The sequence below is a fragment of the Azospirillum soli genome, assembly GCF_017876165.1.
GTDB classification, from domain to species: domain Bacteria; phylum Pseudomonadota; class Alphaproteobacteria; order Azospirillales; family Azospirillaceae; genus Azospirillum; species Azospirillum soli.
Genome location: NZ_JAGINQ010000001.1, coordinates 605,380 through 625,204, shown reverse-complemented (window position 1 = coordinate 625,204; position 19,825 = coordinate 605,380). Strand labels below are relative to the sequence as shown.

The window sequence follows — 19,825 nt, the reverse complement described above, 5'->3', positions numbered from 1 at the left end:
ACGACGCGCACAACACAACACCAACACCAACCACACCCAACGAACGCTCAACGCACCGTCACTTGCATGTCTTCTTCATCGTCCTTCCCCACACGGCCGCTGGAACATCCGCGGGGTGGAGCAGCCCGGTAGCTCGTCAGGCTCATAACCTGAAGGTCGCAGGTTCAAATCCTGCCCCCGCAACCAAATCAGCCTATCAGGCCATCGGCTTGGTGGGCTTTTTTGTTGTCCGCGTATGGGCCGTCATTTCCCAACGACGACCTTCTGGCGCAGGAGGGCGTATTCGTCCGGAGTGATCGCGCCGACGTCGCGCGCCCTTGCCAAGTCCGCCAACTCCTGTTCCGGTGAAACCAGCCGATTGACCACCATGCTGCGGTTGTCGGACCCGCAGCCGGTCAAGAGCAAGAGCGCAACGATGGATGTCAGCTTCAAGACGCCACCCATCATGCTCACTCCTTCAGTATCTGCTTCTTCTGAGCTTCGTATTCGGAGGGGGAGATGGCTCCCCGGTCCAACGCCTGCTTCAGGTCGATCAGCGCCTGCCCCTTTGAAACCGTGGTGTTTTCAATCGCGGTTTCCGAGCGCGCTCCTCCCCCGCCACAGGCGGCAAGCCCGCAGACCGCGCTGACCATCATTGCGAATGCAAAGAGATGCCGTAAGGTCATGCCGCCCTTCCTTCAGCGATGTGGGAACGTAAACGCCTTTGGTATCACTCCTCCCTGACATGCTGGACCAAGGCGAAAAATTCCTGTTGATCGAGAGCTTCATCGTGGTTCGTATCAGCCGCGTTGAACGCGCTGTCGACGGCGTTGAGGAACTCAAATGTGCTGATCTTTCCGTCCGGCCCCGCGACTCGCGCGAACACCTCCGCCGACAAGGCGGTCTCGTTGCGGGTCAGCGCAAGATCCTTGTTGCGGTCCAGCACATAGAACACCAGCATCTGATTGTTCTTAAATTCCGTCATCGAGATGCGGCCGTTGCCATCTTCGTCGAGCAGCTCGAAAATCTTGGCGGTGCGGTTGCGTTCCGCCGAAAGGTCCGCGGCGAGTGCTCCGGTGAGCGCAGGCGCGACCAGAGACAGGAGCGCTCCCGCGAACAGCGCCCATACTGGATTTGCCCGAGCGGCCATGGCCAACCTCACGTTTCAAAAGCGTCCACTTGAACAGCCGATACAGGACACACCGACACCAAGCCGATGTGGAAGTAACGGCTGGGCGGACGTCCTTACTGATACGGTAATGTTGTCCGTATCCTGAGAGGGCAGGGAGGAGGGCAGGGGCTGGTCAGAAGGGCTTCAGCGCCCGTCAGTCAAGGACGGCCCTTGGGTGACCACGGCCAAGCCGGCCTTTTGCAGGCCTTCGACGATTTTGGTGGTGGTCGCGGGGGGGATGTTGCGCCGCTTGAACTCGGCGACGGCTCTCTCGCCGAAGTTTGGGTCGAGCCGCAGGATTGCTTGAACCGCTTGGGTCGCTTCGGCTTTGTGGCCAGCTTGGCCGTGGATCATCGCCAAGGCAACGTGGGTGAGGATGACCTGAGGCAAATCCACCCGCTCGGCCTCTGCCAGTGCCTCGTCATAGCGACCGTTCATGTAATGATACAGGGCAATGACGATGCGATACCAGTTCGGGTGGGCTGGATTGCGTGCGAACGCCTCGCGGATCAACGGGATGCCCTTTTGCCACTCACCAATCACGCCGTAGCAGCGCCCGAGATCGGCCAGTATGTCGCTGTCGTTGGGGTTGAGGGCCAACGCCTGTTCGTACGCCGCGATGCTCAGTTCCGGCTCCTGGCTGAGCCAATGGGCCAACCCGAGCGCTTGCAGCGGCAAAGGGTTGTCGGGCGCCAGGGCAGCCGCGTGCAGTGCCATTCGCAGTCCGGCGCCGACCGGATCGGGACGTTCGGCGCGCGGGTTGAAACCAAGCCGCGCCTCGTCGATGGTCACCATGGCCAGTGCCGCCCACGCGTCGGCGTACAGCGGGTCGCTCTTTACCGCGCGTTCCAGGCAGCCGCGCATCTGACGGTGCGTCTCAGCGTTCGGCTGGCGCCAATACTGCCGTGTCCGCACCATGCATTCATAGGAGGACAGTTCCTGTGGTGGCCGCTTGGCCGTGACCCGCATCTCCTCCTGCTGGATCGCGCCATGCGATTGGGCCAGCGCGCGGGCGACCTGCGCTGCGATGTCCTGGCGCAAGTCGAGCATCGTGGTGGGGCTGAGATCGTGGCGGAAGCTGTCGGACCACAGGTAGCGATGGTCTTTCGCCCGGATCAGCGAGACCGTGATTTGGAGCTGGTTGCTGTTCTGGCCGATGCTTCCCTTTATCATATAGTCGATGGGGGTTTCAGGCTGCTCCATGCTCGGAGCCAGAGCGGAGCGATAGCGGAAGCTGGTGTCGGCGCCATAGACGAGCACGTTCTTAAAGCGGATCAGCGCGCCGATCAGGTCCTCCGTAAATCCGTCGGCGAACAAATCCTGCGCCGGGTCGCCGGTGGCGTTGGCAAACGGCAGCACAAGAAGCGACGGGCCACGGATGGCGACTGTCCGCTCCATGTCGGGGGGCGAAGAGTCGGGACGTGACGGCGCGAAGGCGCCGCCCCACGCGGTGATGAGCAGCAGGAAGGCCGCCACCGCAAGAACCGCGCCGGCGGCCAGCGCCATCCGCGGCCGGCTGGCGCGGAATGGGGGCAACAGCTCCGACGTCGCTGACGGTGGTGTTGCGGACTCGTCCGGGTTGACGTCCTGTTCCTGCTCATCGAGCGTTATGAACGACCCGCTCGTCTCCGGGGCGGCCGTCGCCTGGACATCCTCCAAACGCCCGGCCAAGGGCGTTCGCGGCTGGACCAGGAAGTGGGGGACATAGCTGCCTTTGGGTATGGAGATTCTGACCGGGTCATCAGTCCCCTCGGTCAGATAGTAATGCTCCAGCGCCTGACGGAGCCGGCCCGCCTGTATGCGAACCACGGGGTCGAGCGACGCGTCGAAGTCGGCATCGCGATCGAACACATCCATGGCGATGGTGTAGGCTTTGATGCGGTCGGCACGGCCAGCCTGTGCTTCCTGCACAATGAATTGCAGGAAGCGGCGTCCCCGCGCGGAACTTCGCAGACTGCGGCTGGCGAGCACCCGCGCCAGCGCTTCATCAATCAGCTCCGGCGCGACCGGCGCGTCGAAGCCGTGGGAGTCGGAGGCGTGAGGCATGCGGTTCCCCTGTCCGATGGTCGCGCCCATTGACCGCGGGTACCCTCCGTCGCATGCCGCTTTCCCGTTTTCAGCCCCTGATCACCTCCAGGTCGTGTCGAGGGCGTGATGAAAGCAAAATCACGCGGTCATCGGCGCGTCACGTTGACATCCGTTCAAGCTTTGTTGTTCTCAGCCTGTTTAAGCACTTGCCGCAATGGTTTTCGCTCCATGACGAAGTATATGGCTGCGGCTTTTGGTCGCGCGGAAGGCATCATAGCCAGAACGCAGCTGCGGCGAAATGATCGATGAAGGCGTATATGCCGGATGAGCGTGGCAAAGATTATATAACTCCTTTTGAGGATAGATTATTTTCCCGTGTGGGCGCGGAGACTCCCCGAAATTTTGTCGAGGATGCGCGCTTCCTGTCTTGTTACGGTATCGATGTCAACTGTTGCACCCTTCAAGCAGGCGCAGGATCTCGTGCAGTCTTAACCAATCACGTCAAGCATTCCGGCATTCCTTCAATGCCGACGTCCGCATCCGTCAAAAACCGACGAGAGGTCCCATGTCGGACAAGACGCGACATGCGGTCGAACGTTTCCCGGATCTGGCGGCGGTCATCAAACAGCATTGCGCCGATAATCGTTTCTTTCGCAACTTGTGCGAAGACTATGGAGAAGCGATCGACGTGCTGCGCCGTTGGGAAAGGGCGGACAGACCGCCACCAGCCGAGCACATCAAGGCCTGTCGCGAGCTCATCTCCGATCTCGAACAGGAGATTTTGCTTGAGCTGCAGAACCGCCTGGATCGCGTATGACTTTTGGTCAGGTCCGAGGTGCGCTTCGCGATGTTTCATCGGGATGAGCGCCGCCAACCGTTCCAAACATGGCGGCCTGTTGTCCCGCCAGTGTCGTCCCACCCGAGGGGAGCGATCGCGTCCTGTGAATCCGCAACGGTGAGGCTAAGGTCCCGCGCCATGGCGGATCGGCGCCACGTCGGTTCGGCTTGTCCGAGCGACGAGCCGAACCGGCGCGAAGCCTGATCCTGTGCTTCGGCTTGGTGCTTCTGTATCCCGGTGAGAAGCGGATCGTCGCCAGAAGGCTGGGGATCGCCGTACGAATGCGTCGCGTCCCAGAATGCGTCGCGTCCCAGCACGCGACCACGGCGGCCGGTCATTGACCGTTGGAAGTGGGCGCGACGCAGTTGCGTACGATGGGCGCGCAGTCGGACAGCCACGCGTCGGCCGGGTAGGCGACCTGCTCGACCGCTTCGTTGCTCAACACGATGCTCACCACGCAACTGCCCCCACCGCCGGCGACCAGCGGGGGATCGAGGTCGATTCCCAACGCCACGCCGGTGGAACTGCGCCCTCCATCGGCCAAGCTGGCGGATGGATCGAGGGCGCCGCTGGCTCGCCGCCGGTAGGTGAAGTATTCCTTGCCGTTGCGGGCGGCCCGATGATCCGGATATCCGGCGCAGGTCAGCAGCTGCTGCTTCGGCAGCCCGATCATCGCGCTCTGCGCGCGTTGCGCCACCTGAAGGTCGGCCTCCGTGGTACAGGATGTGGCACAGGACATGAGAAGCCCGCCGCACAAGACCTTGAGAACAGCGGCTTTCATCCGCATCCCCGGCATCGGCCAACCCTCCCTGGTGCACGGCCCCCCGAAACACGGTCTGAAACACGGTCCGCCGTGGCGAGATGAAGGGCGGATCGTGGTCAGTAGCCGGGGGGCGGGTTCACCGTGACGTAGGTGACGTTGTCCCCCACATAGCTGCGATTGTACCAAGTGCCGCCGCAGCCGTAGTAATTGACGCCACTCGCGACCACGACGTTCGGCGTGCAGGGAAGCACGGTCACATAGTTCGGAGTGGCCGTCGCGGCACCGGCGATGAAGCCTGCGGTCGCGCCGACCGCGGCACCGGCGAGCGCCCACCCCCAATCATTGTCATCATCGTCGTAGTAATGATGACCGTCCCAGTCGTTTGCGATGTTCTGCGCCGCGTAGGAGCGCGCTTCGGTCCGTTCCGTCTGGCCTTGCTGGCGGGCCTCGGTGCGCTCCGTCTGGCCCTGTTGCCGTTCGGACTGCCGTTCGGTCCGTTCCTGCTGCCCAGACGTGCGCGCCTCGGATCGTCCTTCCGAGCGGGTCTGCCGCGTCTCGGCACGCTGGCCCGAACGCTCCGTGGAGCCGAACTGGCGGCTGGCGGTTTGCGCGGTGGCCGCCCTTTGTCCGGATCGTTCGGTGGCTCCGGCCTGCCGGAAGCCCGCCCCGGCCGCCGAGGCGGAGCGTTGCGGGGCTGCCCGTTGCGAGGAGAAGCCGCCACCCGCTGCCGGGCCCGAGCGGGAAAAACCGCCTCCTCCCCCGCCGCCCGAGCGGGAGAAGCCGCCACCGCCACCTCGGCCTCCACCTCCGCCGCCGCCCCGGCCTCCACCGCGAGCGTAGGCATCCGCCACGGAACCGGCCACCAGAAGCATGGAGGCGGCGATCGAAAGCGCAATGCGTGTCGAGCGGGAGATCATTTCGGCGCTCCTTCCGTGTTGCCGGAAGTTCCTGAGGTTCCATGCGCCGCATCACCGGCCGCATCACCGGTTGAGGGCGTGGTGGCGGCCCGGCGGACGCGGATCATGACCGGAATCCGTTCGGCGCCGTCCGGCGGATGAAAGGCCAGCTGCGCCGGGACCACGTCGGGATTGAGGTTCCAATCGGTGAGGTCAGCCCGAAACTGCGGCTCGCCCTCGTCGTTCTTGTAGGTGATGGTGATGCGCTGCGGCAGAGGCGTGTCGTCCGTGGAGATCCAGACCTGGAAGTCCACGTCCTCGGCCTGTCCCACCAGATGGTCGGTGGGCACGGCGGTGAGGGTGTCGCGCTCCACAAAGGCAAGGCCTTGCAGGCGCTGTTCGAGTTCGTTCGGCAGCGTGCTGACCAGCAGCAGCGCCAGCGGCAGCCGTACGCGAAGATCCAGCGCCAGATAGCGGACCACGTCGTCCACGTTGCCCGCCTTCTCAAGCTGCGCGTAGACGTTCTCGGCCGGGTTGAACACGGTGATGGCCTTGCCGTCGAAAGTCACCACGGTGCGCTTCCCGTCGCTTTCCTGGGATTCGACCCGCAGCCCGTCAGGGCGGCTCAATGTGACGTTGCGCCGCTCGCCGAATTCGATCTTCTCACCGGTTTCCTGCACCACGTCGTAACTGGCGCGGATGGTGACGCTGAAGCGTTGCGCCCGCGCCAGGGTGTCGGCCATGCGCATCAGGGTGTCCATCGCCTCGGGCTCGATCGCCACGTCGTCGTCCGGAGCGGCCTCTTCCGCCGCCTGTGACGCCGCCTGTGACGAGGTGTCGGTTGCCGGTGCCTCCGCGCTCCACGCTGTTCCGGACAACAAAAAGGCGCAGAGCACCGGCCCGGTCAGCCACGTCAGCCTGCTCATCGATCGTCCTCCATGCCGAACCGGCACGTTGCTTCGCATGACTCAGAGAGTCATTGAGCCGCAGAATCGGGGAAGTTTAGAAGTAGCATCGGGCCAATTTCCGGCGTGCTACGGTAGCATCGCGCAGTGCTTGGAGAATAAATCACTCGAAAGTGGATCCCTCCATCTTTCGAGTGCCGCGCCATACCAAACGTTTGTTGCGGTATCGTAGGGTTTTCCGGCTGTTACGGTATCGCGGTCAACTGTTGCGCACTTTTGGGCGGTCGGCGGGCTAGGGCAGGATTTCCTCAGCCAATTTGCGCAAGAGCCCTCATTCTGGCCCTCATTCTGGATGAAACGTGACCGGAGATTGACCGCTTTCCCTAGTGATCGGCCCCAGCGATTGGGCCCAGCAGTTGGCCGGGCGATTGGCGCGGGTCATTCCGGCGTGCTCCGCCGTACGACGCGCGGCCCGCCTCTGAGCGGCCTTGATTATGCACCCGAAAAGATACGGCACGGACGAGGGCGTACACAAAAAGAGGACGCGTTATGAAAAACCGGCGTCAGCAGCCCCTGACGATGCAGCAGCCCCTGATGACTTGGCTTTCCGCCTGGAGCTCGGCATTTCCCTTCCTTGCGCCCCCCGACGACGGCAGCGGCCACCTTCCCGGCAAGGAGGATAAGGAGGCAACGGCCGGAGCACCGACTGCCGGATCACCAACGGATGGCTCCCCGACCTTTGCTTTTCCCTTTCCATTTGCCAATCCGGTTCAGGACGCCTTCGACTACGGCATCGACGCCATGCAGCGCTGGGTCTTGTTCCTGGACGTCCTGCGCCGCCGGGGGGACCAGTTCATCGCGCACGCCGAAAAGGGCAAGCCGCCGGTCCTGAGCTTCCCGCATGAAGTCCTGATCGACGGGCGCAAGCTGAAGCGGCCGTGCAACTACATGCTGCTGCGCATCCTGCCGGACCCCGCCGTCGGCACGGATCCGACCAAGCGCCCCTTCGTGATCGTCGATCCGCGCGCCGGCCACGGGCCGGGCATCGGCGGCTTCAAGCCGGACAGCCAGATCGGTGCCGCTCTGCGCGCCGGTCACCCCTGCTACTTTATCGGCTTCTATCCCGAACCGGTGCCGGGCCAGACCCTGGCCGACGTGGGCGAGGCCGAGGCCTTCTTCATCGAGCATGTCGGAAAGCTGCACGACGACGCGGAGGGCAAGCCGTGCGTCATCGGCAATTGCCAGGCCGGCTGGGCGGTGATGGCGCTGAGCGCGGTCCGGCCCGACCTGATGGGGCCGATCATCATCGCGGGCTCCCCGCTGTCCTACTGGGCTGGCGTGAAGGGGCAGAACCCGATGCGCTATCTGGGCGGGCTGTACGGCGGCGCCTGGCTTTCCGCCCTGGCCAGCGATCTCGGCAACGGCCGGTTCGACGGCGCCCATCTGGTCGGCAACTTCGAGAAGCTGGACCCGGCCAACACCTATTGGAGGAAGGCGTACAATCTGTACGCGTCCATCGACACGGAAGCGGAACGTTACCTTGAGTTCGAAAAGTGGTGGAGCGGCTTCTTCCTGATGAACGGGGAGGAGATCGAGACCATCACCGACGAGCTGTTCGTCGGCAACAAGCTGACCAGCGGCGGCATCGTCCGGAACGGGCGCCGGCTGGACCTGCGGAACATCCGCTCGCCCATCCTCGTCTTCGCGTCCTTCGGCGACAACATCACGCCACCGCAGCAGGCGCTGGGCTGGATCCTAGACCTTTACACCGACGTGGAGGACATCCGCGCCCACGAGCAGACCATCGTCTACAACCTCCATCACGACATCGGGCACTTGGGCATCTTCGTGTCCGGCCGCGTCGCCCGGAAGGAAACGTCGGAGTTCGTGGAGAACATCGACTTCATCGACCTGCTGCCGCCCGGCCTCTACGAAATGATCCTGCAGCCGAAGGATCCCAACGTCCCCGGCGCCGATCTGGTCGCGGGCAACTACGTCACGCGTTTCGAGCCGCGCACGCTCGACGACATCCGCGGGCTCGGCGGCAACACGCCGGAGGATGACCGGCGCTTCGCGACGGTGGCCCGCATCTCCGAGATCAACAAGGGCCTGTACGCCACCTTCGCTCGGCCCTTGATCCAGGCCGCCGTGACCGAGCCCTTCGCCGAATGGCTGCGGCTGACGAATCCGGCGCGCGGGCAATACTACCTGTTCTCGCACCTCAACCCCTTCATGGCGCCGGTCGAGCAAATGGCCGACTGGGTTCGCGAACACCGTCGCCCGGCGAGCGCCGAAAACCCGTACCTGAAGGCGCAGAAGCGGGTTTCCGACGAGATCGTGCAGGGGCTCGACCGCTATCGGGACGCGCGCGACGGCGCCGTCGAGCGCCTGTTCATGGGCCTCTACAACGCGCCGCTGCTCCAGGCTCTGGTCGGGCTGGCGGCGCCGGGCGAGGAAGCGCGGCCCCCGCACGTCCGTGACGAGGCGTTCGACGCGCTGGTCGAGAAGCGGATGGCCGAAATCCTGGCCCGTGTGGAGGAAGGCGGCCTGCGGGAAGCGCTGGTCCGCGTCCTGATCCACGCGCGGCGGGGCGAAGGCGCCCTCGACGAGCGCGCCTTCCAGATGCTGCGGAAAATTCGGGAGGAATACCCAGAGGCCCAGCACCTGTCCGTGGACGAGTTCCGCGCGGTCTTCCGCGAGCAGGTCTTCCTGATGCTGATGGACGAAGCGACGGCTATGACCGCGCTGCCCAAACTCCTGCCGAACGAGAAGGATCGCAAGGAGGTGATGGCGCTGGCCGAGCGCGTCCTGGAGGCCTCGGGGCCGCTGACCCCCGACCAGCGCGCCCGCCTGCGGCAGGTGGAAGCCCTGCTTCAGGACAAGGAAGAACGGATCGACGCCGAGCGCGAACCGCCCCTGCGCGTGCTGCCGGGGCCCCCCGGATCATCGACCGGCAAATCATCCCTAGCCAAGGCCGCGTCCGAAATCAGCAAGACAGAGCGGCGGCGGAGGGTGGCGCGCGCCGTAAAGGCCAAGTGAGGCTGACAAAAACAAGAGGAACACATCATGAGCAACGTCGATCAGACCAAGCCGGCCACGGCCGCTCCCGACATCGGTGACGACCTGATCACGCCCGACGAACTCCGGAAACTGACCGAAGAGCATGAGATGGCGCTGCTCCGGGAGGCCCAGGAGCGGGAAAAGAAACACATGAAGGAGCAGGACTCCGTCCGCGAAGCCTTCATGCATCAGCACATCCGCCCCGACGCCAAGGAGCGGTTCACGCGGGCGGTGCGCGACGCCGCCGCGCGCGGGGTGAAGGAAATCCAGGTGGCCCGCTTCCCCAGCAGCTACTGCACCGACGGCGGGCGGGCGATCAACAATTTCGAGCCGGACTGGCCGAACTCCCTGACCGGCTACGCCCGCGAAGCCTACGAGGTCTTCGACAAGAACCTGAGGGCGAAGGGCTACAAGCTGCGCGCGCAGATCCTGGACTATCCCGGCGGGATGCCGGGGGATGTCGGGCTCTACCTGCGCTGGTGAGGAGGGGGCGCCATGACCGACAGCCAAGCCCCGCCAGCACCCCGGCATGAGAAGTACGAGCGGCTGGTCGCCGCCTGCCGCGACATCTCCCCCGTCCCCACGGCGGTGGCCCACCCCTGCGACACCACGTCCCTCAGCGGCGCCGTCGATGCGGCCCGGCAGGGCTTCATCGCCCCGATCCTGATCGGGCCGGCCGCGCGCATCCGGGCCGTGGCGGACGAGGCCGGTCTCGACATCGCCCCTTACGAGATCGTGGACGTGCCGCACAGCCATGCCGCCGCCGCCACGGCGGTGGAACTGGTGCGCCAGGGGCGCGCCCAGCTTCTCATGAAGGGCAGCCTGCACACCGACGAGCTGCTGCACGAGGTCGCGCGGAAGGACACCGGGCTGCGCACCGAACGGCGCATCAGCCACGTCTTCATCATGGACGTGCCGACCTATTCCAAGCCGCTGTTCATCACCGACGCCGCGGTGAACATCGCCCCGTCGCTGGAGGACAAGCGCGACATCATCCAGAACGCCATCGATCTGGCGCGGGCGCTGGGGAACCCGCTGCCCAAGGTGGCGATCCTGTCGGCGGTCGAGACCATCAACCCGAAAATCCCGTCTACGGTGGAGGCCGGCGCACTCTGCAAGATGGCCGACCGGGGGCAGATCACCGGCGGCCTGCTCGACGGCCCGCTGGCGCTCGACAACGCCATCAGCCCCGAGGCGGTGAAGATCAAGGGCATCAAGTCCCCCGTCGCCGGACAGGCCGACATCCTCGTCGTGCCGGATCTGGAGGCGGGCAACATGCTCGCCAAGAACCTGACCTTCCTGGCGAACGCCGATGCGGCCGGCGTCGTGCTGGGCGCGCGGGTGCCCATCGTGCTGACCAGCCGGGCCGACAGCGTGATGACGCGCATGGCCTCCTGCGCCGTGGCGGCGCTGTACGCGCACCGCCTGCGGACGGCAGAGCCGGTGAAGGGATAAGCGCCATGGGCGAAACGCTTCTGGTCATCAACGCCGGCTCCTCCAGCATCAAGTTCCAGCTGTTCGCTCTGGCGGAGGACACGATGCCGGTGCGCCTGCGCGGCCGGATCGAGGGGATCGGCACGAACCCCTGGCTGATCTCCGACGACGAGAGCGTGCCCTTGCCCCCCGAAGCCGGCACCGGACTTTCCGGCGGCGTCCCCGGCGCGCTGGCCTTCCTCGGAACGTGGCTGCGCGAACGGCTGGGCGGCGCCATGCCGGTGGCGGTCGGGCACCGGGTGGTCCACGGCGGTCCGGTCTACGACACCCATGCGGCGGTGGACGATGGGGTGATCGCGACGCTGGAAAGCTACGTCCCGCTCGCCCCGCTCCACCAGCCGAACAATCTGGCGCCGATCCGGGCGATACGACGGCTGATGCCGGGCGTGCTCCAGGTGGCCTGCTTCGACACCGCCTTCCATCGCAATCATTCCGAGCTGGCCGACCGCTACGCCATCCCGGACGCCCTCTACCGGGACGGCGTGCGGCGCTACGGCTTTCATGGCCTGAGCTACGAGTACATCGCGCGGCGCCTGCCCGATCTCGCCCCAGAGGTCTCGGGCGGGCGTGTCGTCGTCGCCCATCTGGGCAGCGGGGCAAGCATGTGCGCCATCCAGAACGGGCGCAGCGTGGACAGCACCATGGGCTTCACCGCGCTCGACGGGCTGCCGATGGGGACGCGGCCGGGGCAGCTGGACCCCGGTGTCGTGCTGTACCTGATGGACAAGGGCATGGACGCCCGCGCCATTGAACGGCTGCTCTATCACGACTGTGGCCTGAAGGGCCTGTCCGGCATCAGCAACGACGTCCGCGACCTGCTGGCCAGCAGCGACCCGCGCGCCAAGCTCGCGCTGGATTGCTTCGTCTACCGGGCGAGCCTCGCCATCGGGTCTCTGGCCGCCGCCATGGGCGGCATCGACGGGCTGGTCTTCACCGCCGGAATCGGCGAGCGGGCACCGGCGATCCGCAAGGCCATAGCGGAGCGGACGCGCTGGCTCGGCCTTGATCTTGATGAGGCGGCCAACGGGGCGGGCGCGCTGTGCATCACGACGCCGGACAGCCGGGTCAGGGGCTACGTCATCCCGACCGACGAGGAACGGATGATCGCGCTCCACACCCGCGACATCCTCCGTCGGCAACGCTCCGCGTGAAACGGCCCCGAGAAGGAGAGAGGCGCCATGTCTTGGTCATCCAGGTCTTGGGTATCCAGATCGGCGGTCGTTGCCAGCCTCCTGCTTCTCGGCTGCGAGCAGCCAACGCCACCGCGGGCCGAGGCGACGCTGATCCGCGCGCTGCCGGTGCAGGTAACTCAGTTCGACCGCACCGCCGCGCTGACCGGCGAAATCCAGGCCCGCCATGAAAGCAACCTCGGCTTCCGCGTCAGCGGCAAGGTGGTCGAGCGGCTGGTGGACGTGGGGCAGACGGTCACGTCCGGCCAACTGCTGGCTCGGCTGGACAACCAGGACCAGACCAACGCCGTAAAGTCCGCCGAATCCGACGTGGGGGCGGCGCAGGCCGCCGTCGAGCAGAGCCGGACGCAGGAGGAGCGCCAGCGATCCCTGCTCGCCAACGGCTTCACCACCAGGGTCCAGTACGACAACGCCCAGAAGCGCTACCAGCAGGCGCAGGCCGAACTGAACTCCGCCGAGGCGCAACTGCGCTCGGCCCAGGACACGCTGTCCTACACCGAGCTGCGGGCCGATCGCGACGGCGTCATCACGGCGAAAGCAGCGGAGCCCGGCCAAGTGGTCGCCGCCGGCCAGATGGTGCTGCGGCTGGCCGATCCGGGAGAGCGGGAAGCGGTCTTCCAGGTGCCCGGCGCGAGCATCCGGCTGGAGGGGCAATCGGGCCTGCCGCCGGTCGAGGTGCGGCTGGTCAACGATCCGAAGGTCGTGGCCGAAGGAACGATCCGGGAGGTTTCGCCGGGGGTCGATCCGGTGACCCGGACCTACACCGTGAAGGTCTCACTCCCCAACGCCCCCGATGCCTTCCTGCTGGGGTCCTCCATCGTCGGGCGCGCCAAGCTGCCGGCGCGGCCGGTGGTCAATCTGCCGTCCTCGGCCCTGTTCCAGACGGGGCACGGCGAACCGGCGGTCTGGGTCGTGGCGAAACCGGCGGACACGGTGAGCCTGCGCCCCGTTTCCGTCGTGCAGTACGACACCGGCACGGTCACCGTTTCCAGCGGTCTCAACAGCGGCGATCTGGTGGTGGTCGGCGGCGTCCAGAAGCTGCGGCCGGGCCAGAAGGTCACCATCAAGCAGGGGAGCGGCGCATGACCCGCATCGCGCGACCCATCATGCGGCGGACACCCGCAAGCCCGCTTTCCATCGTGCTGCTGGCCCCGGCCCTGGCTTTGGCGTTGGCGGCCTGCGAGCCGCAGGGCGGGCATCAGGCGGACGCGGCGCCGGTGATCCGTCCCGTGCGGACCATCACCGTGGAGCCGGTGACCTTCCGGATGGCCGCCTCCGCCACCGGCACCATCGAGGCGCGCGCCGACGCCGACCTTGGGTTCCGCATCGCCGGCAAGCTGATCGAGCGCAAGGTCGATGTGAGCGATCAGGTCAAGGCCGGCGACGTGCTCGCCCGTCTGGACGACCAGGACCAGCGCAACGCGCTGCGGACCGCCGAGGCGAACCTCGCTTCCGCGCAGGCCGATCAGGTGCAGGCGCGCAACGAGGAGGCCCGCAAGCGGGAACTGCTGGCCAACGGCAACACCCCCCAGGCGCAGTACGACGCGGCGCTGCTGGCGATGCGCACGGCCGACGCCAAGGTCGTCGCCACGCAGGCGGCGCTGCAATCGGCCCGCGACCGGGTCGGCTACACCGAGCTGACGGCGGACCGGGACGGCGTTGTGACCACCGTCGGGGCCGAGCCCGGACAGGTGGTCGAGGCCGGCCAGATGGTGGTGCGCGTCGCCCAGCCGGAGGAACGGGAGGCCGTCTTCAACGTCCCCGAAACCGGCATCCGGGCCGCACCGAAGGATCCGGTGATCGAAGTCTCGCTGGCCGGCGCGCCGGACATCACGGCGGTGGGCCGCGTCCGCGAGGTCTCGCCCCAGGCCGATCCCGTCACCCGGACCCACACCGTCCGGATCGCGCTGGACAATCCGCCCGACGCCCTGCGCCTCGGCGCGACGGTCGTCGGGCGCCTGAAGCAGCCGCCCGCCCCGGTGGTCGAGCTGCCGGGAACCGCGCTGTTGGAGGATGCGGGACGGAGCTTCGTCTGGGTCGTCGATCCGAAGGCCCAGACCGTCCGGCGCCAGCCGGTGGTCATCCGGCCCAGGGAAGGTGACGGCCCGATTATCGTCACCGAGGGGCTGGCCCGTGGCGACGTCGTCGTGTCCGCCGGGGTGAACAGCCTCAGCGAAGGCCAGCGGATCCGGTTCAACCAGAAAATCGAAACGGCGGCTGCACCATGACCGGCTTCAATCTTTCCGAGTGGGCCCTGCGCCACCGCTCCTTCGTCTGGTACCTGATCATCTCCCTGACGCTGGCGGGCGGCATGGCCTACATGCGCCTCGGCCGCGAGGAGGATCCCGCCTTCACGATCAAGACCATGGTGGTCCAGGCCAACTGGCCCGGCGCCACCATCGAGGACACCATGAAGCTGGTGACCGACCCGATCGAGAAGAAGCTGGAGGAGATCCCCTATCTCGACTACGTCAAGAGCTACACAAAGCCCGGCATCTCGGTCGTCTACGTCAACCTGAAGGACTACACGCCGGCCGAGGCGGTCCCCGACCTGTGGTATCAGGTCCGCAAGAAGATCGCCGACATGAAGAGCACCCTGCCGCAGGGCGTTCTGGGGCCGGGCTTCAACGACGAGTTCGGCGACACCTTCGGCACGGTCTACGCCTTCACCGCCGACGGCTTCAGCTACCGCGAGCTGAAGGACTACGCGGAAACCGCGCGGGCGGAGCTGATGCGCGTGCCGGACGTCGGCAAAATCCAGTTCGTCGGCGTCCAGAACGAGAAGATCTACCTCGACTTCTCGACGCGCAAGCTGGCCGCGATGGGCATCGACCGCGAACAGGTCATCGCCGATCTCCAGGCGCAGAACGCCGTGGCCCCGGCCGGCGTGGTGCAGGCCGGCGACGAGAAGGTCTCGGTCCGGGTCAGCGGCGCCTTCACGTCGGAGGACAGCCTGCGCGCCATCAGCCTGCGCGCCAACGGCAAGTTTTACCGGCTGGCCGATCTGGCGGACATCCGGCGTGGCTACGCCGACCCGCCGTCGCCGCTGTTCCGCTACAACGGGCAGCCGGCCATCGGGATGATCATCTCCATGGCCGCCGGCGGCAACGTGCTGAAGTTCGGCGAGGGCATCCACGAGCGGATGCGGCAGGTCGAGGCGAACCTGCCGGTGGGCATCGGCGTCCATCTCGTCGCCAACCAGTCGGTGGTGGTCGAGGAGTCGGTCGCCGGCTTCACCAAGGCGCTGAAGGAAGCGGTCGTCATCGTCCTGGTGGTCAGCTTCATCAGTTTGGGGCTGCGTGCCGGGCTGGTGGTGGCGACCTCCATCCCGCTGGTGCTGGGGATGACCTTCATCGGCATGGAGTTCTACGACATCACGCTCCAGCGCATCTCGCTGGGCGCGCTGATCATCGCGCTCGGCCTGCTGGTGGACGACGCCATGATCACCGTGGAGATGATGATCACCAAGCTGGAGGAAGGCTTCAGCTTGGATAAGGCGGCGACCTTCGCCTACACCTCCACGGCCTTTCCGATGCTGACCGGCACGCTGATCACCGTGGCCGGCTTCATCCCCATCGGTTTCGCCCAGGGCGGTGCGGCGGAGTACTGCTTCACGCTGTTCGCCGTGGTGGCGATGGCGCTGCTGTTTTCCTGGATCGTGGCGGTTCTGTTCGCGCCGCTGATCGGGGTGAACGTGCTGCCCAAGACCATGAAGTCGAAGCATGGCGGCGAGCCCGGCCGCCTGATGCGGATGTTCCGGGGCAGCCTGCGCCTCGCCATGCGGGCGCGCTATCTGGTGATCGTCGCCACGCTGCTGCTGTTCGGCCTGTCGGTCTTCGGCATGCGCTTCGTCCAGCAGCAGTTCTTCCCCGCGTCGGACCGTCCGGAGCTGCTGGTCAACCTGACGCTGCCGCAGACGGCCTCGATCCGGGCGACCGAGGAGGTGGTGGACCGCTTCGAGAAGGTGCTGGCCGCCGACCCGGACGTCGCGCATTGGAGCTTCTACGTCGGTCAGGGTGCGATCCGGTTCTACCTGCCGCTCGACGTGCAACTGGCCAACGACTATTTCGCGCAGGCCGTGGTGGTGACCAAGGGCTACAAGGTCCGCGAGGCCGTCCGCGCCCGGCTGGAGAAGGTGCTGAACGAGGACTTCTCCGACCTGAACACGCGGATCAGCCCGCTGGAAATGGGGCCGCCGGTCGGCTGGCCGATCCAGTACCGCGTTTCCGGCCCCGACGTGGGCGAGGTGCGGTCCATCGCCGCCCGGATGGCCGACACCATCGGCACCAACCCCTACACGCTGCTGGTCAACTACGACTGGAACGAGCCGTCGAAGGTGGTGCGGGTCGATGTGGACCAGGACAAGGCCCGCCTTCTGGGGATCAGCTCCAAGTCGCTCAATCAGGCGCTGAACGCCACGGTGTCGGGTGCCGCCTTCACGCAGGTGCGCGACGACATCTACCTGATTGACGTGGTGGCCCAGGCGACCAACGCGGAGCGCAGCTCCATCGAGACGCTGCGCAACCTCCAGATCGCCATCCCGGACGGCCGCACCGTGCCGCTGGGCGAGGTCGCGGCCCTGCGCTACGACCTGGAACAGCCCGTGGTCTGGCGGCGGTCGCGCCTGCCGACCATCACCGTCCAGGCCGATCTGGTTCCGCCGCTCCAGGCCGCGACGGTGGTGCAGCAGCTGGCCCCGGCGGTGAACGAGCTGCGGCGCAGCCTGCCCCCCGGCTATTCCATCGAAGTGGGCGGCACGGTCGAGAACAGCGCCAAGGGCATGGCCTCGATCACCGCCGTCTTTCCGATCATGATCTTCGTCATGCTGACCATTCTGATGGTCCAGCTGCAAAGCTTTCAGAAACTGTTCCTGGTCATCAGCGTGGCGCCGCTGGGCCTGATCGGCGTCGTCGCGGCGCTGCTGCCGACCGGCACGCCGCTGGGCTTCGTCGCCATCCTGGGCGTGGTCGCGCTGATCGGCATGATCGTCCGCAACTCGGTCATCATGATCGCCCAGATCGACGAGCACTTGGAGGCCGGCGAGCATCCCTGGGACGCCGTCATCAACGCCACCATGCACCGCGTGCGGCCGATCCTGCTGACGGCGGCGGCGGCCAGCCTGGGCATGATCCCCATTGCGCCGGAGGTCTTCTGGGGCCCCATGGCCTACGCGATCATCGGCGGCCTGATCGTGGCGACTCTGCTGACGCTGCTCTTCCTGCCGGCGCTTTACGTCGCGTGGTTCCGGATCAAGGAGCCGGCGGCGGAGGAAATCGTCAAGCCCCGGCATGACGACGCCGTCCACCCGCAAGGCCCGGCCCCGACCAAGGGAGTGACGAGCGGTGCGTGACCACCGGCCAACCCACCCCCTGATGCGTCATGCCGCCGCCGGGCTTCTCCTGCTCGCGCTGGTGGTGGGCGTGGCCGGTGAGGCGCGGGCGGCATCCGCCAGCCCCCCAGGCAGCCCCGACGCGCAACTCGCCACCATGGACGACCGCGCGGTGCGCGAGGCGTTGCGCGCCCGCCTTCAGGCCGAAGCCGATGCCACCCGGACCGGACAGCCGCAAACGCAAACCGCCGCCACGGTTGAGACGCCCTTGCAGGAATACGCCCGCCGACTGGACGAGGTGGCCGACACCTATCCCCGCCTGCCCGGCATGCTGGCCGACGCCTTTCACCGCCCGAACGGCACGCAGCCGGCGATGTCGCCGCTGAGGCTGGGGGGCGCGCTGCTGATCCTGTTCGCGGCCGGCGGGGCGGCCATGGCCGTCGCCCGGCGGGCGCTGCGGATCCGGGAGAACACCGCGCCCCTGCTGCGGCTGACCGCCGGACTGGCGGAGATGGTCGCCTTCGCGCTGGGCGTGCTGCTGAGCTACGCGGCCCTGCGCCCCGCGCATCCGGCGGCACCGGCGATCCTGCTGGCGGTGCTGCAATTCGCCCTGACGGTCCTGCTGGCCGACCGGCTGCTGCGCGTGGTGACGGCGCCGGGGATGCCGGAACACCGGCCCTTGCCGCTGGACGAGGAGGCCGCGCGCGGGCTGCACCGCACGGCGTTGACCACGGTCGTGCTGATGGCCGGCATGCTGGGTCTGTTCGACCTGCTGCGGGCGTTGGGCATGCCGCGGGAGGGCGCCGTCGCACTGGGTCTGCCGCTGGGGACGCTGCCCTTCGTCTATCTGCTGTGGGAAATCTGGCGCCACCGCGCCGGGGTGACGGAAGCCCTGGCCGCCCCGCTGAACCTGGACATGCGGGCCTTGCCGTTGCTGTCGGCTTGGCCGGCGCTGGCGACGCTGTACCTGCTCGGGCTGTGGGTCACGGTCATCGCGGCGGCGCTGCGGCTGGAGCATGGGACGGGGCTGCGCCTGATGGCCAGCCTGCTGCTGGCCTTCGGCATGCCCATGGTCGCGCTGCTGCTGACGAAGCCTCTCGCGCGCTTCTACCGCGCGGGTTTGGAGGACGGGGAGGACGCCGGGCCGCAGCTCGCGCGGCTGATGCGGGCCGCTTGGCTGGCCCTGATGGTGCTGGGCGTCATCGGCACGGCGATGATCTGGGGCTTCGACCCGGAACGGCACACCGGCCCCGGCGTGATCCTGCTGCGCGTGCTGTTCAACGTCGCGGTCGTGCTGCTGATCGGTTACGTCGGCTGGGTGCTGATGATCCGGGCCACCGACCGCGCGCTGCGGGCCACGCGGCGCGAGGGAGCGTCCACGCGGGCGCAGCGCATGGCGACGCTGCTGCCGCTGCTGCGCAAGTTCCTTCAGGTGGTTCTGGTCGCCGTCCTGGCGATGATCGTGCTGTCGTCCATGGGGATCGAGATCGGTCCGCTGCTGGCCGGCGCCGGGGTCGTCGGCATCGCCATCGGGCTCGGCGCGCAATCGACCATCGCCGACATCCTGGCCGGCGTCTTCTTCCTGCTGGAGGACGCCTTCCACATGGGCGACTACGTGGAGGTCGGCAACCTGCGCGGCACGGTCGAGGGCATCTCCCTGCGCTCGCTGAAGCTGCGGCACCACCGGGGCGCCATCCACACGCTGCCCTTCGGCCAGATCAAGGCGCTGACCAACTACACGCGCGACTGGGCGCTGATGCGGCTGGAGTTCCGGGTGCCGCCCGACACCGACCTGTCGCTGGTGAAGAAGCTGGTGAAGGACATCGGCAAGGAACTGGCCGCCGATCCGGAGATGGGGCCGAACTTCCTTGAACCGCTGAAGTCCCAGGGCGTCCGGCGGGTCGAGGACGACGCGCTGATCATCGGCGTGAAGTTCATCTCAAAGCCCAACGAGCAGTTCGTCATCCGGCGCGAGGCGTACCAGCGCCTGATCCGCGCCTTCAACGAGCATGGCATCCATCTGGTCGGGCGCGGGGTGGTGGTGCGGGTGGACGATCCGAACGCCGCCTCCACCGCCATCGGCTTCGCCGCGCAGGAAGCCGTCCGGCGCGCCGCCGAGGACGTCTCCGTCGGCGCCAGATGAGCGGGAACATCAACAAACGGTCCAGCGAG

The 19,825-nt window shown here is 66.8% G+C and carries 15 protein-coding genes, 1 tRNA gene and 1 pseudogene; 10 read left to right on the top strand and 7 right to left on the bottom strand.

Annotated elements, in window-relative coordinates:
- Positions 1–109 precede the first annotated feature (109 nt).
- A tRNA-Met gene (locus J2852_RS02960) sits at positions 110–186 on the top strand.
- 57 nt (positions 187–243) lie between these two features.
- Here J2852_RS02960 and J2852_RS02955 read toward each other — a convergent pair.
- From J2852_RS02955 to J2852_RS02940, 4 genes are all read right to left on the bottom strand, one after another.
- A complete protein-coding gene (locus tag J2852_RS02955) occupies positions 244–447 on the bottom strand; it encodes a hypothetical protein (RefSeq protein ID WP_209870619.1) in 204 nt (67 codons plus the stop codon).
- Positions 448–449: 2 nt separating this feature from the next.
- Positions 450–665, bottom strand: a complete 216-nt coding sequence (locus tag J2852_RS02950; RefSeq protein ID WP_209870616.1) for an SHOCT domain-containing protein — start codon at positions 663–665, stop codon at positions 450–452.
- Between the two features lie 44 nt (positions 666–709).
- Positions 710–1,129, bottom strand: coding sequence for an EF-hand domain-containing protein (locus tag J2852_RS02945; protein WP_209870737.1), 420 nt, complete (start codon positions 1,127–1,129; stop codon positions 710–712).
- Positions 1,130–1,294: 165 nt separating this feature from the next.
- The gene (locus tag J2852_RS02940) at positions 1,295–3,226 is read right to left on the bottom strand and encodes a tetratricopeptide repeat protein (RefSeq protein ID WP_209870614.1); all 1,932 of its coding nucleotides are present in this window, start codon (positions 3,224–3,226) and stop codon (positions 1,295–1,297) included.
- A gap of 517 nt (positions 3,227–3,743) precedes the next feature.
- Here J2852_RS02940 and J2852_RS02935 point away from each other — a divergent pair.
- On the top strand, positions 3,744–3,995 hold the full coding sequence (locus J2852_RS02935; RefSeq protein WP_209870611.1) for a hypothetical protein: 252 nt from the start codon (positions 3,744–3,746) through the stop codon (positions 3,993–3,995).
- 355 nt (positions 3,996–4,350) lie between these two features.
- Here the strand turns inward: J2852_RS02935 and J2852_RS02930 are convergent, their stop codons facing one another.
- The 3 genes from J2852_RS02930 to J2852_RS02920 all read right to left on the bottom strand — a co-directional run bounded on the left by J2852_RS02930 (position 4,351) and on the right by J2852_RS02920 (position 6,601).
- Complete coding sequence (locus J2852_RS02930) at positions 4,351–4,755, bottom strand: hypothetical protein (RefSeq protein WP_209870608.1); 405 nt, start codon at positions 4,753–4,755, stop codon at positions 4,351–4,353.
- A 140-nt stretch (positions 4,756–4,895) separates the two neighbouring features.
- Positions 4,896–5,696 (bottom strand): hypothetical protein, encoded by an 801-nt coding sequence (locus tag J2852_RS02925; protein WP_209870606.1) that lies wholly within the window; start codon positions 5,694–5,696, stop codon positions 4,896–4,898.
- Positions 5,693–6,601 carry a DUF2092 domain-containing protein gene (locus tag J2852_RS02920; protein ID WP_209870604.1) on the bottom strand — a complete coding sequence of 303 codons (909 nt, stop codon included), beginning with the start codon at positions 6,599–6,601 and terminating at the stop codon, positions 5,693–5,695. The genes J2852_RS02925 and J2852_RS02920 overlap by 4 nt, the downstream gene beginning before the upstream one ends.
- Before the next feature lie 780 nt (positions 6,602–7,381).
- On the opposite strand from J2852_RS02920, the gene J2852_RS02915 reads away from it, so the two are divergent.
- The 8 genes and pseudogenes from J2852_RS02915 (at position 7,382) to J2852_RS32205 (ending at position 19,796) form a co-directional block, all read left to right on the top strand.
- Positions 7,382–9,619, top strand: a complete 2,238-nt coding sequence (locus tag J2852_RS02915; protein ID WP_246499250.1) for a DUF3141 domain-containing protein — start codon at positions 7,382–7,384, stop codon at positions 9,617–9,619.
- A gap of 27 nt (positions 9,620–9,646) precedes the next feature.
- On the top strand, positions 9,647–10,123 hold the full coding sequence (locus J2852_RS02910; protein WP_209870601.1) for a hypothetical protein: 477 nt from the start codon (positions 9,647–9,649) through the stop codon (positions 10,121–10,123).
- Between the two features lie 42 nt (positions 10,124–10,165).
- Positions 10,166–11,095, top strand: a pseudogene (locus J2852_RS02905) (bifunctional enoyl-CoA hydratase/phosphate acetyltransferase); the annotation flags it as partial.
- Between the two features lie 5 nt (positions 11,096–11,100).
- Positions 11,101–12,285 carry an acetate/propionate family kinase gene (locus tag J2852_RS02900; protein WP_209870596.1) on the top strand — a complete coding sequence of 395 codons (1,185 nt, stop codon included), beginning with the start codon at positions 11,101–11,103 and terminating at the stop codon, positions 12,283–12,285.
- Positions 12,286–12,312: 27 nt separating this feature from the next.
- Complete coding sequence (locus tag J2852_RS02895) at positions 12,313–13,410, top strand: efflux RND transporter periplasmic adaptor subunit (protein ID WP_209870593.1); 1,098 nt, start codon at positions 12,313–12,315, stop codon at positions 13,408–13,410.
- On the top strand, positions 13,407–14,552 hold the full coding sequence (locus tag J2852_RS02890; protein WP_209870590.1) for an efflux RND transporter periplasmic adaptor subunit: 1,146 nt from the start codon (positions 13,407–13,409) through the stop codon (positions 14,550–14,552). The genes J2852_RS02895 and J2852_RS02890 overlap by 4 nt, the downstream gene beginning before the upstream one ends.
- A complete protein-coding gene (locus J2852_RS02885; protein WP_209870588.1) occupies positions 14,549–17,674 on the top strand; it encodes an efflux RND transporter permease subunit in 3,126 nt (1,041 codons plus the stop codon). Before J2852_RS02890 ends, J2852_RS02885 begins: the two co-directional genes overlap by 4 nt.
- A complete protein-coding gene (locus J2852_RS32205; RefSeq protein ID WP_209870585.1) occupies positions 17,667–19,796 on the top strand; it encodes a mechanosensitive ion channel domain-containing protein in 2,130 nt (709 codons plus the stop codon). Before J2852_RS02885 ends, J2852_RS32205 begins: the two co-directional genes overlap by 8 nt.
- Positions 19,797–19,825 lie beyond the last annotated feature (29 nt).

Excerpts from the sequence above, each read along its gene's own strand:
- J2852_RS02945 (WP_209870737.1), bottom strand. The coding sequence starts at position 1,129 with ATGGCCGCTCGGGCAAATCCAGTATGGGCGCTGTTCGCGGGAGCGCTC.
- J2852_RS02915 (WP_246499250.1), top strand. The coding sequence starts at position 7,382 with ATGCAGCGCTGGGTCTTGTTCCTGGACGTCCTGCGCCGCCGGGGGGAC.
- J2852_RS02885 (WP_209870588.1), top strand. The coding sequence starts at position 14,549 with ATGACCGGCTTCAATCTTTCCGAGTGGGCCCTGCGCCACCGCTCCTTC.
- J2852_RS02900 (WP_209870596.1), top strand. The coding sequence starts at position 11,101 with ATGGGCGAAACGCTTCTGGTCATCAACGCCGGCTCCTCCAGCATCAAG.
- J2852_RS02935 (WP_209870611.1), top strand. The coding sequence starts at position 3,744 with ATGTCGGACAAGACGCGACATGCGGTCGAACGTTTCCCGGATCTGGCG.
- J2852_RS02895 (WP_209870593.1), top strand. The coding sequence starts at position 12,313 with ATGTCTTGGTCATCCAGGTCTTGGGTATCCAGATCGGCGGTCGTTGCC.
- J2852_RS02910 (WP_209870601.1), top strand. The coding sequence starts at position 9,647 with ATGAGCAACGTCGATCAGACCAAGCCGGCCACGGCCGCTCCCGACATC.
- J2852_RS02950 (WP_209870616.1), bottom strand. The coding sequence starts at position 665 with ATGACCTTACGGCATCTCTTTGCATTCGCAATGATGGTCAGCGCGGTC.
- J2852_RS02920 (WP_209870604.1), bottom strand. The coding sequence starts at position 6,601 with ATGAGCAGGCTGACGTGGCTGACCGGGCCGGTGCTCTGCGCCTTTTTG.
- J2852_RS02955 (WP_209870619.1), bottom strand. The coding sequence starts at position 447 with ATGATGGGTGGCGTCTTGAAGCTGACATCCATCGTTGCGCTCTTGCTC.
- J2852_RS02930 (WP_209870608.1), bottom strand. The coding sequence starts at position 4,755 with ATGTCCTGTGCCACATCCTGTACCACGGAGGCCGACCTTCAGGTGGCG.
- J2852_RS02890 (WP_209870590.1), top strand. The coding sequence starts at position 13,407 with ATGACCCGCATCGCGCGACCCATCATGCGGCGGACACCCGCAAGCCCG.
- J2852_RS02940 (WP_209870614.1), bottom strand. The coding sequence starts at position 3,226 with ATGGGCGCGACCATCGGACAGGGGAACCGCATGCCTCACGCCTCCGAC.
- J2852_RS02925 (WP_209870606.1), bottom strand. The coding sequence starts at position 5,696 with ATGATCTCCCGCTCGACACGCATTGCGCTTTCGATCGCCGCCTCCATG.